Origin of the sequence: Sulfitobacter sp. (genome assembly GCF_036961165.1) — a bacterium.
Classification (GTDB): Bacteria; Pseudomonadota; Alphaproteobacteria; order Rhodobacterales; family Rhodobacteraceae; genus Sulfitobacter.
In genome coordinates this window covers 24759-40112 of the sequence record NZ_JBALVJ010000037.1, presented here as the reverse complement: position 1 = coordinate 40112, position 15354 = coordinate 24759, and the positions used below count along the sequence as shown (strand labels likewise).

General features: G+C 58.6%; 15 protein-coding genes and 2 pseudogenes. 10 read left to right on the top strand and 7 right to left on the bottom strand.

Annotation, left to right across the window (positions count from 1 at the left end; all coding sequences use genetic code 11):
• Positions 1 to 979 precede the first annotated feature (979 nt).
• Positions 980 to 1174, bottom strand: a pseudogene (locus V7730_RS22675) (integrase core domain-containing protein); the annotation flags it as partial.
• A gap of 1 nt (position 1175) precedes the next feature.
• Between V7730_RS22675 and V7730_RS14920 the strand changes: the two are divergent.
• Positions 1176 to 1391: pseudogene (locus tag V7730_RS14920) on the top strand (DDE-type integrase/transposase/recombinase); the annotation flags it as partial.
• A gap of 85 nt (positions 1392 to 1476) precedes the next feature.
• Here the strand turns inward: V7730_RS14920 and V7730_RS14915 are convergent.
• On the bottom strand, positions 1477 to 2463 hold the full coding sequence (locus tag V7730_RS14915; protein WP_335748394.1) for an AraC family transcriptional regulator: 987 nt from the start codon (positions 2461 to 2463) through the stop codon (positions 1477 to 1479).
• 155 nt (positions 2464 to 2618) lie between these two features.
• Here V7730_RS14915 and V7730_RS14910 point away from each other — a divergent pair, with 155 nt between their 5' ends.
• The 9 genes from V7730_RS14910 (at position 2619) to V7730_RS14870 (ending at position 10253) form a co-directional block, all read left to right on the top strand.
• Entirely contained in the window at positions 2619 to 3062 is a 444-nt protein-coding gene (locus V7730_RS14910; protein ID WP_335748393.1) for a cupin domain-containing protein, read from the top strand.
• Positions 3059 to 3898, top strand: coding sequence for an alpha/beta hydrolase (locus V7730_RS14905; RefSeq protein ID WP_335748392.1), 840 nt, complete (start codon positions 3059 to 3061; stop codon positions 3896 to 3898). The genes V7730_RS14910 and V7730_RS14905 overlap by 4 nt, the downstream gene beginning before the upstream one ends.
• Positions 3895 to 4359: a cupin domain-containing protein gene (locus V7730_RS14900; RefSeq protein ID WP_335748391.1), complete on the top strand. Its 465-nt coding sequence runs from the start codon at positions 3895 to 3897 to the stop codon at positions 4357 to 4359. The genes V7730_RS14905 and V7730_RS14900 overlap by 4 nt, the downstream gene beginning before the upstream one ends.
• Complete coding sequence (locus V7730_RS14895; protein ID WP_335748390.1) at positions 4356 to 5606, top strand: flavin-dependent oxidoreductase; 1251 nt, start codon at positions 4356 to 4358, stop codon at positions 5604 to 5606. Before V7730_RS14900 ends, V7730_RS14895 begins: the two co-directional genes overlap by 4 nt.
• Positions 5607 to 5696: 90 nt before the next feature.
• Positions 5697 to 6866, top strand: a complete 1170-nt coding sequence (locus V7730_RS14890) for an ABC transporter substrate-binding protein (RefSeq protein ID WP_335748389.1) — start codon at positions 5697 to 5699, stop codon at positions 6864 to 6866.
• A 72-nt stretch (positions 6867 to 6938) separates the two neighbouring features.
• The gene (locus V7730_RS14885) at positions 6939 to 7865 is read left to right on the top strand and encodes a branched-chain amino acid ABC transporter permease (RefSeq protein ID WP_335748388.1); all 927 of its coding nucleotides are present in this window, start codon (positions 6939 to 6941) and stop codon (positions 7863 to 7865) included.
• The gene (locus tag V7730_RS14880) at positions 7862 to 8812 is read left to right on the top strand and encodes a branched-chain amino acid ABC transporter permease (protein ID WP_335748387.1); all 951 of its coding nucleotides are present in this window, start codon (positions 7862 to 7864) and stop codon (positions 8810 to 8812) included. Before V7730_RS14885 ends, V7730_RS14880 begins: the two co-directional genes overlap by 4 nt.
• Positions 8809 to 9555: an ABC transporter ATP-binding protein gene (locus V7730_RS14875; protein ID WP_335748386.1), complete on the top strand. Its 747-nt coding sequence runs from the start codon at positions 8809 to 8811 to the stop codon at positions 9553 to 9555. Before V7730_RS14880 ends, V7730_RS14875 begins: the two co-directional genes overlap by 4 nt.
• Complete coding sequence (locus V7730_RS14870) at positions 9552 to 10253, top strand: ABC transporter ATP-binding protein (protein ID WP_335748385.1); 702 nt, start codon at positions 9552 to 9554, stop codon at positions 10251 to 10253. Before V7730_RS14875 ends, V7730_RS14870 begins: the two co-directional genes overlap by 4 nt.
• On the opposite strand, the gene V7730_RS14865 is transcribed toward V7730_RS14870, so the two are convergent.
• Genes V7730_RS14865 through V7730_RS14845 form a run of 5 tightly spaced genes read right to left on the bottom strand, consistent with a single transcriptional unit; the run spans position 10250 to position 15347 of the window.
• Positions 10250 to 11044, bottom strand: a complete 795-nt coding sequence (locus V7730_RS14865) for an ATP-binding cassette domain-containing protein (RefSeq protein WP_335748384.1) — start codon at positions 11042 to 11044, stop codon at positions 10250 to 10252. The two genes, V7730_RS14870 and V7730_RS14865, sit on opposite strands and share 4 nt — an antisense overlap.
• Positions 11041 to 11910: an ABC transporter ATP-binding protein gene (locus tag V7730_RS14860; RefSeq protein WP_335748383.1), complete on the bottom strand. Its 870-nt coding sequence runs from the start codon at positions 11908 to 11910 to the stop codon at positions 11041 to 11043. The genes V7730_RS14865 and V7730_RS14860 overlap by 4 nt, the downstream gene beginning before the upstream one ends.
• Positions 11907 to 12758, bottom strand: a complete 852-nt coding sequence (locus V7730_RS14855; protein WP_335748382.1) for an ABC transporter permease — start codon at positions 12756 to 12758, stop codon at positions 11907 to 11909. The genes V7730_RS14860 and V7730_RS14855 overlap by 4 nt, the downstream gene beginning before the upstream one ends.
• Positions 12751 to 13761: an ABC transporter permease gene (locus tag V7730_RS14850; RefSeq protein WP_335748381.1), complete on the bottom strand. Its 1011-nt coding sequence runs from the start codon at positions 13759 to 13761 to the stop codon at positions 12751 to 12753. Before V7730_RS14850 ends, V7730_RS14855 begins: the two co-directional genes overlap by 8 nt.
• A 59-nt stretch (positions 13762 to 13820) precedes the next feature.
• Positions 13821 to 15347 (bottom strand): ABC transporter substrate-binding protein, encoded by a 1527-nt coding sequence (locus tag V7730_RS14845; protein ID WP_335748380.1) that lies wholly within the window; start codon positions 15345 to 15347, stop codon positions 13821 to 13823.
• Between the last annotated feature and the right edge of the window lie 7 nt (positions 15348 to 15354).

Sequence of the window (15354 nt, the reverse complement as noted above, 5' to 3'; positions counted from 1 at the left end):
CAGATGCATCTTAGCCAAGCCGCAAAACTGTCCTAAAAAGCAGGACCACTTCAAACATGGTGCAGAGGTGAATCCCCACGTTGAAAGATACCCTCCGTAATGTCGAGGCTGGGCGGGGGGCAAACTCTGGAAAGAAAGTTAAGCGGACCGGCGCGGGTAAGAATTTTTTTACATGGGCAGTTGAAGGGTAAAAAGTGTCCTTCACGCAAAATGCGAGAACTGCGGCTTGGCGTATATAGGCTTCCCACCAGTTCCTAGCTGCCAATGCTTGGTGAGTGACGCGCTGCTTAGAGAGAGAATGGTAGTATAAGTGATCCACTAGAGTACCCAAGCGAACGTGCGAAAAGGCTTTGACGGGTACTTATGTGTTCTTCTGCGCTGAGAAGGTGCACAAACTTGCTGAGAAATAGTTGGTCTGCTTGGTTCTGGCACCACTGTATCTCAAACCGTTTGCGGTCGTAGGTGCGTTGCCACATTCCCTTTGGTTTGAACGCGATGGAATGAGCTGTAAACGAATGATTGGAAAAGAGCTGAAGCCAAATGCCTCACCAAAGCGCCAGTTCGTCTTAATCTGGAGCTATGTGAACTTTGCCGGGTAATGATGGATCAAATGACGAACGGGTTTGGTTGAACCCTCCTGTTAAGGATAGGCTGCCTCGATTGGATCGGCCTGAGGGTTTTTGCGATGAAAGTGATAGTCGATGGATGTTCCTCATGCGCATGTATCACGACGCGGCATACGGGGACTACCTTGCCCAGTCTTATCTACTCTATGCTTCTTATCAGCTTGTCGAAGAGCTTGGGGGGGACGGTCAAGTGTTTCGACGACGCGTGCATGAGGCACATTTGATAGGGTGGCCCAAGCCTAGAAATGGCTGGCCGTTCCCGTTTGAAATCAAAATGCTCTAGCGGTTGTATCAGAGGTGGTCCCAGTAATTCGACCAGTTAGTAGCCAACTTAAGGTGGAACAGAGTTTAATTCAGGTTGCTGATCTCATTGGTTCCATTTTTCTGTCATATGCTTCATCTGAAATCAATATTCCGTGCGTGGAATGCGGCCGTTCTGCGTTGTGGTATGCGATCCACTTTTCAATCCTGGCGCGTGTTTCCGAACCGGTTTCAAATGCATTGAGGTAGATGCACTCATATTTTAGGGAGCGCCAAAGTCGCTCGATCAAACAGGAAATCGGCCGTTGGCTTAACGATCGAGAAGAGAATTCCCACCAGCCCTTTCGAGGGCGGGAACGGGCCATGCTTCGCTTCAGACGCATGCGAACTTTACAGAAATTCGTTGCAGTTCATGCCTCTGTTTACAATCATTTCAACCAGGAGCGTCATCTAAATAACCGAGTCAATTTCAAGCTGAACCGTGCTGCCGCGCTGGCTGAGTGACGTGATCTCTGCGCAGCCTAATAGATTAAGGCCGCGACAGACTTAGACTGGTTCGCATTCGTCTGACTGCTACTGGCAGTGGTGTTTATGGTTGAGGGCCTTCGCTTGGCCTGTGGCCAAAGCGGCCGCGGTAGTAAGATGAAAACCGGCCGAGATGGGAAAAGCCGGTGGAATAGGCCGTGTCGGAGACGCTTGGCGTATTGCAGCGGGCCATTAACAGATAATGCGCCGTATCCAGCCGCGCGTTCCGCAATACTTGCATGGGCGTGAGACCAAGGGTCTGGCGAAAGCTCTTTTGCAAGGTGCGTATGTTCACATCGGCCGCTTGCGCGATGTCGGTGATTGTGATCGGCTCGCCTAGTTTGGCATGCATATAGTCCAGCGCGCGGCGGATATCACGGGGGCGCGCCGCGGTATCCGCACGCGTAATGATGTGGCTGATATTGCTGTTTTGCTGGGTCAAAAGGGTCTGTACGAGGTCGAATTCGACTTGTGCATCAAGGCTCGACAGCGGGCGCTGGAACAAGACGCCACGTTCGACCGCTTTTGCACAGGCCATAAAACTGCGATGTATCTTTTGCCCGTTGGAAGTTGAGAAATCCACCGACATATCAAACCGCACCGGCCCCGGCAGCGGCGCACCAGTCAGGGCGCTTGCCACTGTTTCCAGATGGGTGCGGTCAATCTGAAACAGCAGTTGGGAGCACTCGGCGTCCCAGTGCAGCCGCGTAGGGCGGTCGGGATTAAGCAGAGTTCCAGCGCGCGCATGGGCCGTAATCTCATCCCCGCGGTGCCGGATCAGCGCCTTGCCCGATAGCGGTATCTGGAACAGATAGAACGCGCCCAGATAGCCCGGATCAACCATCACTTCCGCGCCATAGGACAGATAATTCACGGATAGATGCGTCCCGCGAACCGCATTATGGGCCACGCTGAGGCGCGCGGTGCGGTCGGCCAGATCCAGACGGTGATCGCAGAATTTTTGCGAAACACGTGTGCGCGCCTCTTCCAGATCACTGGTGCGCAGGACGGAATAGTTGGAAAAATATGTCTGGTGCAGCGGGTGGATCATCGCGGGCTTAGACTCCTTTCCCCCAAACTAGAGAATGCCAAACATATTTCAAGCTTGAAATAGGCTGAGCCAAGATACGTTCGTTTTATGGATAACGGGTTTTACGGATTGCATGCACAGTGACAGCCGAAGATGCAAAATAAAGGAAACTACCGATGGAAAAAGGCGTAACATTGTCTGCGAGCGGGCTGAACGACCAGCGTTGGAGCGTGGTCGGCCAGACCTATGTCCCCAAGCTGCTGACCGAAGAGGCGTTTGTGTGGCATGCCACCATTCCCGTCGACAGTTTTGTGCCGCCTCATATTCACCCGCATCAGGACGAGTGGATTTATGTGATCAGTGGCGCGCTGGAGGTGGAGTTTATGCAAGACGTCCACAAGGCAGGGGCAGGGGACACCGTCAAGATGCCGCGCGGCGAGGCGCACGGGATTTTCAACCGCTCGGGCCAGATCGCTACCTGTATCTTTGGCGTGGCGCCCTCGCGCAAGCTCTATGATCTGTTTGTGCAGTTGGACGGTGTCACTGATCCTGCCGAGCTGACCCGCATTTCTGCCCTGCACGAAGTTGATTTCTTGCCGCCTCCTGACGCAGGTGCATGATGGCAGCTATCGTCTGGGACGATGCCTTTGCCAATATGGCGCATGTGGGAAATTCCCATGCGTTGCCGGACTTCTGGGCCAAACGTGCGGCGGGATACCGTGCGGCACTGGACCCTGCGCTGCTGGAACTGGACATCGCCTATGGCAGTGGTGCGCGGCACAAGCTGGACATTATCCGGCCTGATGGTCCGGCGCAGGGCTTGGCCGTGTTTGTGCATGGCGGCTACTGGATGCGGCTGGATAAGTCCCACTGGAGCGATCTCGCCGAAGGCGCGCGGGCGCTTGGCTGGGCGGTGTGCATCCCCAGCTATACGCTGACGCCCCACGCCCGCATCCACCAGATTACCGCCGAGATCGGAGCCGCGATCACCACTGCGGCAGCGCGCGTGGGCGGGCCGGTCTGTCTGGCCGGTCATTCGGCAGGCGGGCATCTGGTGACGCGGATGCTGTGTGATGACAGTCCGCTGTCCGATGCGGTGAGGGCGCGTATTGTGCATACTTTGTCGATCAGCGGTCTGCATGATCTGCGCCCTTTGATTCACACGCAGATGAACGAAACGCTGCAACTGGATGCGCCCGAGGCGGCGCTGGAAAGTGCTGTCCTGCACGCGCCCTTCGGGTCCAGTCCGTTGACCTGCTGGGTTGGTGGTAGCGAGCGGCCCGAGTTCATTCGCCAGTCGCAGCTGATGGCGATCATGTGGGCGGGGCTGGACGCGCAAACGCACTGCCATATTGACGGTGTGCATAACCATTTCACCATTCTGGGCGCGTTGAAGCAGGCGGATAGCCCGCTGACGGCTGCGTTTACCGGTGATTTTAAAGGAACAAGCAGATGATCAAAATGGAGCCGGGCATTGTCCGTTCGGGCGAGAGCATTGAGGGGATACGCTGGAACATACTGGGGCAGACTTACGTGCCCAAGCAGTGGACCGAGGACAGCTTTTCATGGCACGCAACCCTGCCGCCCGGTACTTTTGTGCCGCCGCATATCCATCCCGAACAGGATGAGTTTTTGTATATCCTCGAAGGGAAATTTGACTTCGTTCTGGATGGACACGCGTTGACGGGTGAGCCGGGGGATCTGGTAAAGCTGCCGCGCGGCATCCCGCACGGGATTTTCAACAAGTCGGACCGCACGATCAAGACGCTGTTCTGGGTCACGCCGGCGCTGCGGCTTTATGATCTGTTCTGGGCGCTTAACAACATGGGGCCGATGCCCAATCCGGCGGAGGTTGTGGCCGTGTCTGCCGCCCATGCGGTTGATTTCCTGCCGCCCCCAGAAGGGGGCGACGCATGACCGTATTGATTGCAGGTGCGGGGATTGGTGGGCTGACGGCCGCGCTGATGCTGCACCAGCGCGGGATCAAGGCGCAGGTGGTCGAGCAGGCGGCACAGGTGCGCGAAGTGGGCGTGGGGATCAACACGCTGCCCCACTCCATCGCGGAACTGGCCGCACTGGGTCTGCTGCCGCGTCTGGACGAAGTCGGCCTGCGCACGCGCGAATTGCGCTATCTGACACGTAGCGGGCAGGAAGTCTGGCGCGAGGCGCGGGGAATACATGCGGGCCATGATCATCCGCAGTTTTCCATCCACCGCGGCCGGCTTCAAAAGCTGTTGCTGGATGCGGTGATCGAGCGGATGGGACAAGATGCGGTGCAAACCGGCCTGCGTCTGTCGGGGTTTGTGCAGGACGAGGCGGGTGTGACCGCACATTTCAACGATTCCACCGATGGCTGTTCCTCGCGGACCTTCCGCGCGGAGGTGCTGGTTTGCGCGGACGGTATCCACAGTGTCGGGCGGCGGCAGTTTTTCCCCGACGAAGGCCCGCCAAGCTGGCCCGGTGTTGTAATGTGGCGCGGTGCTGTCGAATGGCCCGTCTGGGAGGACGGCGAGACGATGGCGATTGCGGGTGGGCTGGCGGGCAAGTTGGTGCTGTACCCCATTGCCCCCGCCAAGGATGGCAAGCAGTTGATGAACTGGGTCGTCAACGTGCGCGTGGCTGATCCCAGTGTCTCGACCCCGCCGCCCGAGAGTTGGTCCAAGATGGCGCAGCTGTCGCGGGTGCTGCCCTATGCCAAACGGTTCCATGTGCCGGGCATTGATCTGGAAGCGCTGGTGCGTGCCAGTGGTGCGATTTATGAGTACCCGATGGCCGACCGTGATGCGCTGCCCCGTTGGACCCATGGCCGTGTGACCCTGTTGGGCGATGCCGCACATCCGATGTATCCTGTGGGGTCCAACGGATCGGCACAGGCCATTCTGGATGCGCGCTGCCTTGCTGATTTTTTGGTGCAGTCCGAGCATCCGCGCGAGGCGCTGTACCGCTACGAGCTGGAGCGGTTACCGAAAACGGCCGAAGTCGTCCGCACGAACCGCCTCGGCGGGCCGGAAAGGGTGATTGACGAGGTCGAGAAACGCGCGCCTGCGGGGTTCAAACGGATCGACGATGTTCTGAGCCATGCAGAGCGCGAAGCGATTGTGAAAGGCTATGCGAAAATGGCCGGTTTTGCGTCTAAAACAGACGATCATGCAGGAAAAAACTGACAAACATCAAAGTTCTCGCAATAGTGCGGTACGCTTCGTGCATAAACAAACAGCCCCGTCAAAAAGGGGCAACCAACGGGAGAGACAAGAATGAAGAATTACCTTGGACGTCTGAAGACCGGACTTGTTCTGAGTGCCTTGATGGGCACCACAGCACTGGCCGAAGATCTGAAAATTGGGATGGTTGTCACGCTATCGGGTCCGCCAGCCGCTCTTGGCCAGCAGATCGTGGACGGCTTCCAACTGGCGCTGGACCAGAAGGACGGCATGCTGGGCGGCCGCAAGGTTGATTTGATCATCGAGGATGACGAATTGAAGCCCGATGTGGCATTGCTTAAGGCGACATCGCTGGTGGAGAAGGACGAAGTGGATTTCGTTGTGGGCACAGTGTTTTCGAACATGTTGCAGGCGATTTTCAAACCGGTTGTGGAATCCGATACGTTTCTGATCAGCCCGAACGCCGGTCCTTCGACCTTTGCGGGCAAAAACTGCAATCCATATTTCTTTGTGACCTCGTACCAGAACAACCAGAACGCCGAAGTCAGCGGGATGATCGCGAACGAGGAAGGCTATAAAAACGTCTTTACGTTGGTGCCGAACTATCAGGCGGGGCGTGACAACATCGAAGGGTTTAAACAGACCTTCGAGGGCACGCTGACCGGCGAGGTGTTCACGCCACTGGGCCATCAGGATTTCTCAGCAGAGCTGGCGCGTATTTCGACCTCTGGATCGGACGCATTGTTCAGCTTTATGCCCGGCGGTATGGGTGTGCGTCTGGTCAACCAGTTTGCCAATGCCGGTCTCTCCGACAGCATGAAATTCATGTCCGTCTTCACCACGGACGAGACGACGCTGCCCGGCCAGAAAGACGCCGCCGTGGGCTTCCTGTCCGCAGGATCATGGGCGCCCGATCTGGACAACGAGGCGAACAGCGCTTTTGTGACTGCCTTCGAGGCAAAGTATGGCTATATCCCCGGCTCTTACGCCATGCAGGCGTATGACACGGCCAGCCTGATCGACAGTGCCGTGACCAAAATCGGCGGTGATCTGGTCGACAAGGATGCCGTGCGTGCCGCCCTCAAGGAGGCTGATTTCACTTCCCTGCGCGGTGATTTCTCGTTCAGCAACAACCACTATCCTGTGCAGGATTTCCACATGCTGACGGTGGTCAAGCGCGACGACGGCCAGTTCCACACCTCTTTTGTGCGAAACGTTGCCACGGACTATGCGGACAGCTTCCATCAAGACTGCAAGATGTGATCTGAGCACCACAAACAGGAGCCTGCGCGGATATCGCGCAGGCTCCGCATTGTCCAAGATTTAGGAATTCCGATGTCGCTGACGCTTTTTCTGATTCTGTGCCTGAACGGGCTACAGTACGGTATGCTGTTGTTTTTGATTGCCGCGGGGCTGACGCTGGTGTTCGGGGTGATGGGTTTCATCAATCTGGCCCATGGGGTGCAATATATGGTGGGGGCCTATCTGATCTTTGCCTACACGCAGCTCACGGACAGCTTTGTGCTGGCGGTGGTTTTGTCGCTGGGTACGGCGCTGGTGTTCGGGCTGGTGCTGGAATACTTTGTGTTCCGGCATCTGTATTCCCGAAGCCATCTGGATCAGGTGCTGGCGACCTTCGGGATCATCATTTTCCTCAACGAACTGGCCAAGGTCCTATTTGGCCCCGCGACCCTGTCCATCGCACCGCCTGAATTCCTGTCCGGCTCCATCCAGCTGACAGAGACGCTGCGCTATCCGGTCTACCGGTTTTTCACCATCTTTGCGGGCCTTGCTGTGGCGCTGCTGCTGTTCTTCACGGTTAGCTATACGCGCATCGGCATGTTGATCCGCGCTGGGGCCACAACGCCCGATATGGTCTCGGCGTTGGGGGTGAATATCAAGCAACTTTTTATGATTGTTTTCGGTGTGGGTGCGATGCTTGCCGGTTTTGCCGGCGTGATTGCCGCACCGATATTCGCGATAGAACCGGGGATGGGGGATAACATCCTGATCGTGGCGTTTGTGGTGATTATTATTGGTGGTATCGGGTCCATCGGTGGTGCGTTTGTCGCGGCCTTGCTGGTGGGGCTGATCGACACGCTAGGCCGCAGTTTGGCGACCGAGATGCTGTCATTTGTGTTCAACCCGTCTTTTGCCAACCAGATCGGGCCGGCGCTGGCCTCAATGATGATTTATATTCTGATGGCGGCTATTCTTGTGTTCCGTCCCAAAGGGCTGTTGCCCGCAAAAGGGGTCGCATGATGGACCGCGCGTTGCTGTTTGGCGGCATTATCTTCGGTTTGCTGCTGGCTATGCCGTTTATTCTGCCGCTGCTGGGTGCGGGATATCTGGCGGGGCTGATCATTAAGGCGATGTTGCTGGCGATTGCCGCACTTTCGCTTGATTTGCTGATCGGCCACGGCGGGCTTGTCAGTCTGGGGCATGCGGCGTTTATCGGGGTGGGTGCCTATGCGGCGGCCATTGCGCTTGAAAGCGGGATTGAGAATATTCTGGTGCTGCTGGCGATCACGCTGGTGGTCACGGGGGTGGTTGCGATGATCACCGGCAGCCTTGCCCTGCGCACCAGCGGTATCTATTTTTTGATGATTACGCTGGCCTTCGGGCAGATGATTTATTTTACGCTCACCTCACTGGCGGCGTACGGCGGCGACGACGGGCTGACACTGTGGACACTGGGGACCTTTTTCGGCAGTGATGTCGTGCAGAGCGATGGCGGCTTGTATTTCGTGGTGCTGGGAACGCTGTTTCTGACGTGGTGGGGCATTTTCCGGATTAGCCGGTCGCGGTTTGGCCGCGTCTTGCGCGCGGCGCGGGACAATCCTGAACGGGCGGAGGTTATGGGCTATGCCGTGAACCGCTACCGCCTTATTGCCTATGTCATCGCCGCGATGATTGCCGGTGTGTCGGGGCTGCTGATGATGCAGCACGCGGAGTTTGTCAGCCCTGCGATTGCGACATGGCAACATTCGGGCGATCTGATTGTTGTGGTTGTGCTGGGCGGTCTGGCCACACGCAACGGGGCTATTCTGGGCGCGTTCTTTGTGGTGATCATCGAGCAGGTTCTGGGATCGTTCTTTGCCGAATGGCGGCTGATCTATGGTCCCTTGCTGGTGCTGATGGTTCTGTTCGCAAAAGGCGGGCTGAGCGATCTCTTGGTGCCCAAGCAGACGCGGGGGCAGACATCATGAGCACGCTGGAAATCCGTAAGCTGAACAAGAGTTTTGGCGCGCTGCATGTCTGCTGCGATGTTTCGCTGAGTGTGCCCGAGGGGGAGTGTCATGCCCTGATCGGCCCTAACGGGGCGGGCAAGACAACGTTGATCCACCAGATTTCCGGTGTGCTGCGCTCTGATTTCGGCCAGATTCTGCTGGATGGGCGCGACATATCGAACCTCTCGGTCTCGGACCGTGTTCAGGCGGGGCTCGGCCGGACGTTTCAGATCACCTCTGTGCTGCCCAGCTTTACCGTGCTGGAAAACCTCGCTATTGCCGCGCAGGCCAAATCCGGTTCCAGCATGCGGTTTTTCCGCGATGCAAGCCATGAGACGGCGTTGAACGATCTGGCACAGTATACGCTTGAGCGGGTGGGCCTTGGCGACCGTGCTCATATCGCCGCAGGTGATATGTCACACGGTGAATTGCGGCTGCTGGAACTGGGCATTGCGTTGGTGGCCAAGCCCAGATTTTTGCTGCTGGACGAGCCGATGGCAGGGCTTGGCCGCGCGGAAGGCACAGCACTGGTGACATTGCTGCGCGAGCTGCGCGCGAGCACTCCGATGCTGCTGGTGGAGCATGATATGGACGCGATTTTCCAGCTGGCCAATACGGTGTCTGTGCTGGTCGAAGGCGGGATTGTCGCTCAAGGTACGCCGGACGAAGTGCGCGCCAGTGCCGCCGCCCGCGCCGCCTATCTGGGAGGAGACGCCCCATGAGCGCACTTGTGGATATCAAGGGGCTGACCGCCGGCTACGGCAATACGCGCGTTCTGTTCGGCATTGATCTGGACATCACAGCCGGTCAGGTCAGCACGCTGATGGGGCGCAACGGGATGGGAAAAACCACCACCGTGCGCTGCCTAATGGGGCTTTTGAAAGCGTCTGCCGGACGGATCATGATTAACGGTGCGGATATGACTGGTGCGCCCCCCTACGCAGTGGCGCGGGCTGGATTGGGTTTGGTGCCGGAAGGCCGCCGTATCTTCCCCTCGCTCAGTGTTAGTGAAAACCTGCGTGCGACGGCGCGCGCCCAAGCGGATGGCTGGACCGAGGAACGGGTCTATGACACCTTTCCGCGTCTGGGCCAGCGCAAGAAAAACTTCGGTTTCCAGCTTTCCGGCGGAGAGCAGCAGATGCTGGCGATTGGTCGCGCGTTAATGATAAACCCGAGCCTGCTGATCCTTGACGAGGCGACCGAAGGCCTGGCGCCGCTGATCCGCGAAGAGATCTGGAGCATGCTGGGGATTCTCAAGCGCGAGGGGCTGTCGATCCTGTTGATCGACAAAAACCTGGACGAGTTGAGCCGGATTTCAGACCGCTATTTCCTGATCGAAAAGGGCGAGATTGCGTGGAAAGGCGATGCGGCCGAGTTTGCTGCACAGCGCGCCCATGTTGAGCAGTTCTTGCACCTCTAGAGCCAGAGCTGATCCGGATCGGGCAGGGGGATCGCACCCAGCAGGCTGCGGGTGTAGTCTGCCTGCGGGTTTGCAAACAGGGCGGCGGTCTCCGCCTCCTCGACAATTTCGCCGTGGTGCAGGACCAGAATGCGGGTGCACAGACGCCGGACCACGGATAGATCATGACTAATAAACGCCAGCGTTAGGCCTAATTCGCGCACCAGCTCTTCGAGCAGGTTGAGGACTTGCGCCTGCGAGGAAACATCAAGGCCCGAGACAATCTCGTCCGCCAGAATGAACCGGGGCCGCAACGCAATGGCGCGGGCGATGCCGACACGCTGGCGCTGGCCGCCTGACAACTCGTGCGGGTAACGTTGCGCAAACGTGCGGGGCAGGCCGACCATATCCAATGCCTCGTCCACGCGGGCGGGGATGCCGGCCCGTTCTTGCAGGCGCAGCGGCCCGCCGATGATGCCGCCCACCCTCCTGCGCGGATTAAGCGAGGACATGGGGTCTTGGAAAATCATCTGGAAGCGGTTCCGCAGCGGGCGCAACACATCCTCGTCCGCGTGGGTGATATCGTGGCCTTCAAATTCGATAGATCCGCTGTCCGGCTCTATCAGGCGCACCATCGCGCGGCCCAGCGTGGATTTCCCCGAGCCGGAGCCGCCGACAATCCCCAGCACTTCGCCTTTGGTCAGATCAAAACTCAAACCTTTAAGCACCTCAATGCGCGGGGCGCTGCGCAGCAGGGGCTTGCGCGCCATATCGGCAAAGCTGAGGCGCAGATCGCGGATGCGGTAAATCATGTGCGGCTCCTGATGTCGTGGAACCGGATGTCTTCTTGCACGCTGTCGATGACCGATTGTGGCACCTGGGTCAGCGATCCGGTGGGGTTTGTATAGGTCGGTGTCGCGGCCAGCAACGCGCGGGAATAGGGGTGGATGGGGCGCATGAAAAACCTGCGCATGCGCGCATCCTCGATCACTTTGCCGGCATAGAGAACCGACAACGTATCGCAGACCTTGCTGACGACACCCAGATCATGGGTCACAAATAGCAACGCGGTGCCATGGCGTGCCTGCATCTGGGCAATCAGCTTGAGGATTTGCTTTTGCACCGTCACGTCCAGCGCGGTCGTCGGCTCGTCCGCGATGATTAGTTTTGGCTCTGCGGCGAAGGCGGAGGCGATCAGGATGCGCTGGCGCATGCCGCCCGACAATTCGTGCGGATAGCTGCGCAGCACGCGGGCGGGATCGGTGATCTGCACCTCGCCCAGCAACTCCAGCGCGCGGGCGTGGGCGTCTGGTTTGGTCCAGCTCAAAATATCCACCAGCCGCCGCGTGATCTGCGGGCCGATGCGTTTGGAGGGGTTCAGCGCTGTCAGCGGGTCCTGCGGGATCAGTGCGGCATTGGCCCCGATCCATGTGCGCCGCGCAGCGGGGGCCAGCGCGATCAAATCCACATCGCCAAAGCGGATTTCACCGCTCGTGATTTTCATGGCATGGGGCAGGGTGCCCAGAACGGCCTTGCCGATCATGGATTTGCCCGCACCACTTTCACCGACCAACCCGTGAACCTGACCTGCGCCCACATCCAGCGAGACGCGGCGCAGGATGCGCGTGCCATTATTCAACGACACCGACAGATTGCGGATCGACAGATGCGCGGTCATCTCAGCACCGGATCAAAGCGGTCTTTGAGACCTTCGCCCAGTTGAGAAAAGCTGAGCACTGTGAGGAACAGGGCGATCAGCGGGAACACCAGTACCCACCACGCTTGGTGGACCGATGTGCGCCCTTCCGCGATCATGCCGCCCCATGTGGGGGAATCCGTGCTGATCGAGAGGTTCACAAAGCTCAGGATTGCTTCGACGATCACAGCGATGCCCATTTCCAGCGTCAGCAGGGCGACAATAGTGGGCGCAACGTTGGGCAGGATTTCGGTGAGCATGATGGAAAACCGCGAGCGCCCCGAGATCTGTGCGGAGGCGACATAATCCATCGCACCCTGACCCATGGCCTCGGCGCGCACCACGCGGGCAAAGCGAGTCCAGTCGATCACCACGATGGCGATGATGATGGACAGCAGCCCTGTGCCCAGAACCGCGATCAGCAGAATGGCGAACAGCACGGGCGGAAAAGCCATCCAGATGTCCACAAGCCGCGAGATGATGATATCCGGCCAGCCGCGATAATAGCCCGCGATCAGCCCCAGCGTGGCACCCACGATGCAGGTTAGCGTGCCGGCCACCAGCGCCACAATCAACGCCAGCCGCGCGCCGTGCAGCATCCGGCTGAGGACATCGCGGCCCAGTGAATCCGTGCCCAGCCAATAGCTGCTTTGCGCACCGTCCTGCCAGAACGGGGGCAGGCGGCCGGCAAACAGATCCTGCGCGAGCGGATCATGCGGGGAAATCCACGGGGCCAGCAGCGCGCCCAGCATCAGCAGCGTCAGCCAGCCACCCGACAACCACAGGCGCGCGCCGACTGGGCGCTTCAAGTCGATGCGCGCGTCACGCATGCCGCAACCGCGGATTAAGCACGACATAGAGCATGTCGACGACCAGATTTACGGCGGTGAACAGCAGCGCAAAAAGCAGCACGATGCCTTGGATTAGCGGCAGATCTCGGTTGATCACAGCGTCGATGGCCATATTGCCCAGACCCTCATAGCTGAACAGCCGCTCGATGATGACGGTGCCGCCTATCAGGAAAGTGAATTGCACGCCGACCAGCGTGAGGGTGGGCAGGATCGCGTTCGGCAGCGCCTCTCGGGTGATGACATGGCGCTCTCTATAGCCTTTGGTTCGCGCGAGGGTGACGTAATCAAGATGCATGGTTTCTTTTAGCGATTGTTTCAGCAGCTGCGCGATTATCGCGGCCAGCGGGATAGCAAGGGCCAAGGCCGGCATGAACATATGCCCCGCCAGATCGGCCAAAACGTCGAGCCGCAGGCGCACTAGTGCTTCGAACAGGTAGAAATTGGTTGTGAAATCAATGTCTAGGCTGGGGGATATCCGGCCCGATATGTGGAACACCGGCCAGAGCACGCCGAACAGCAGGATCAGGACCAGCCCCCACAGAAAATCAGGCACTGACAGGGCAATGCCCGCGCTGACATCTATGGCACCTTCCGAACGTGTGCCACGCAGGCGCGTGCCGGTCAGCGCCAGCGCGCCACCAATCACAGAGGCCATGAACAAGGCCACGATCGACAGCTCCAGCGTGGCGGGCAGGCGGCCCAGAACCAAACCCGACACCGGCTGACGTGTCGAAATAGAGGTGCCGAAATCACCCTGAAGCACGCCGCCCAGCCAGATCACAAACTGCTCGGGGATGGATTTGTCGAAGCCGTATTGTGCCTGAAGGCGCGCGATATCAGCATCGGTCGCACCGGGGGGCAGCATCATGGCGATGGGGTTTCCCGGAACCACGCGGATCACGAAAAACACAATCACCGCAACGCCCAGCAGCGTCAGGCATGTGGTACCAAGGCGGATGAGGATCGCGCGCAGGAGGGCCATAAAATTCCGGACATTAAAAGAGGAGGGGCGCACCGGACTGTGCGCCCCTTTGGGCAGCGTTACGCGCGGGTCATCAGATGTGGCAACAGCGCGCCAGAGCGGTGCGGCGTCACCTTGACGCCTGTGGCATGCACGATCGGTTGCACAAATTGCAGCAGCGGGATTACTTCGGCCTCGGCGGCGATGTGACGGTCTACGGCTTTCCAGCCCTCGATCCGTTTCTCCTCGTCCGCCTCGCCCCAAAGTGGTGCGATCATGTCGAAAGTATCCTGCCCGTCCCAGACCGAGTGTGGTGATGGGCCGAACATGGCAAAGCCCGTCGAAGTGGTCGGATCACCAACCGAGTTTCCCCAGTTGTAAAAGGCCGCCGGAGCAAGTTGATCTGCCGCGCGCAGCTCGAAATGCTTGGCGATCTCGTATACTTCGATCTCGGCCTCGATGCCGACCTGACGCCACAGCCCCACGATGGCCTGTACCATCTCGTAATCTTTCGGCTTGAACCCGCGCGTGGTCTGGATGGTGAACTTGACCGGATTGTCCACGCTATAGCCCGATGCGGCCAACAACTCTTTGGACAACTCCGGATTATATTCGACTTTGATTGAGGGATCGTATGCGACGTAATCAGGCGTTTGCAGCGTATCAATTGCCACACCGTAGCCGGATAGCAAACGCTCAATGATCAGCGGCTTGTTAATGGCATGGGCGGCAGCCTTGCGCACGTTGGGGTCCGTCATCACGTCGATGTCATTAAGGAAAATCATTGCGATGTCAGAGATGGGGGTGGTCACACCAGCCAGCCCGTCTTTCTCCTTGAGGCGGTCGTATTCCTCATAGGGGATTTCCAGCGTTATGTGGGAGTTGCCGGATTCCACCTCGGCCACACGCGAAGAAGCATCGGTCACGAATTTGATCGTGACGGTTTTGAACTCCGGCGCGCCGCCCCAATAGTTTTCGTTGGCCTTGAGGCGCACAAAGGCATTCCGCTCAAACCGCTCGACCATATAGGGGCCGGTGCCGATGGGGGCCGCCTCGAAACCGTCTGCGCCGACTTCCTCCATGTATTTCTTTGGCATGACATAGCCGGTGAGGAAGGACATCCATTTGAAGAACGTGGGCTCGTATTCCTTGACGTCTGCGGTGACGCGGTTGCCCTCGGCGGTAATGTTCTCGACCTTGCCCCAGATGAACTGGATCGGGTTGCCTGTTTCGGGGTTGGCAGCGCGCTGGAGCGACCATGCGACATCTTTGGCACTAAAGGGATCGCCGTTGTGCCATGTGACCCCCTCACGCACGTCCATCCAGATTTGGCTGCGGTCGTCGTTCCAGCCCCATGCGGTAATCAGGCCATCACCAAAGCTCAGATCGGGGTTCTGCGGGATGAAGTTGTCAAAGACGGATTGATAGAGCCCCTGAATGGTCGGGTTCACGGCGGATGGGCCGACGGTGGGGTCCCAGCTGGGCAAGTTCACGTTATAGGCGATGACTAGCTCTTCGATGTTCTGGGCAAAGCTGGGCAGACCGACAGTGGCGAGTGTTGCTGCGGCAACCGAGGTTCTGAGTAGACTGCGGCGTGTAAATGGCATGGTGGTT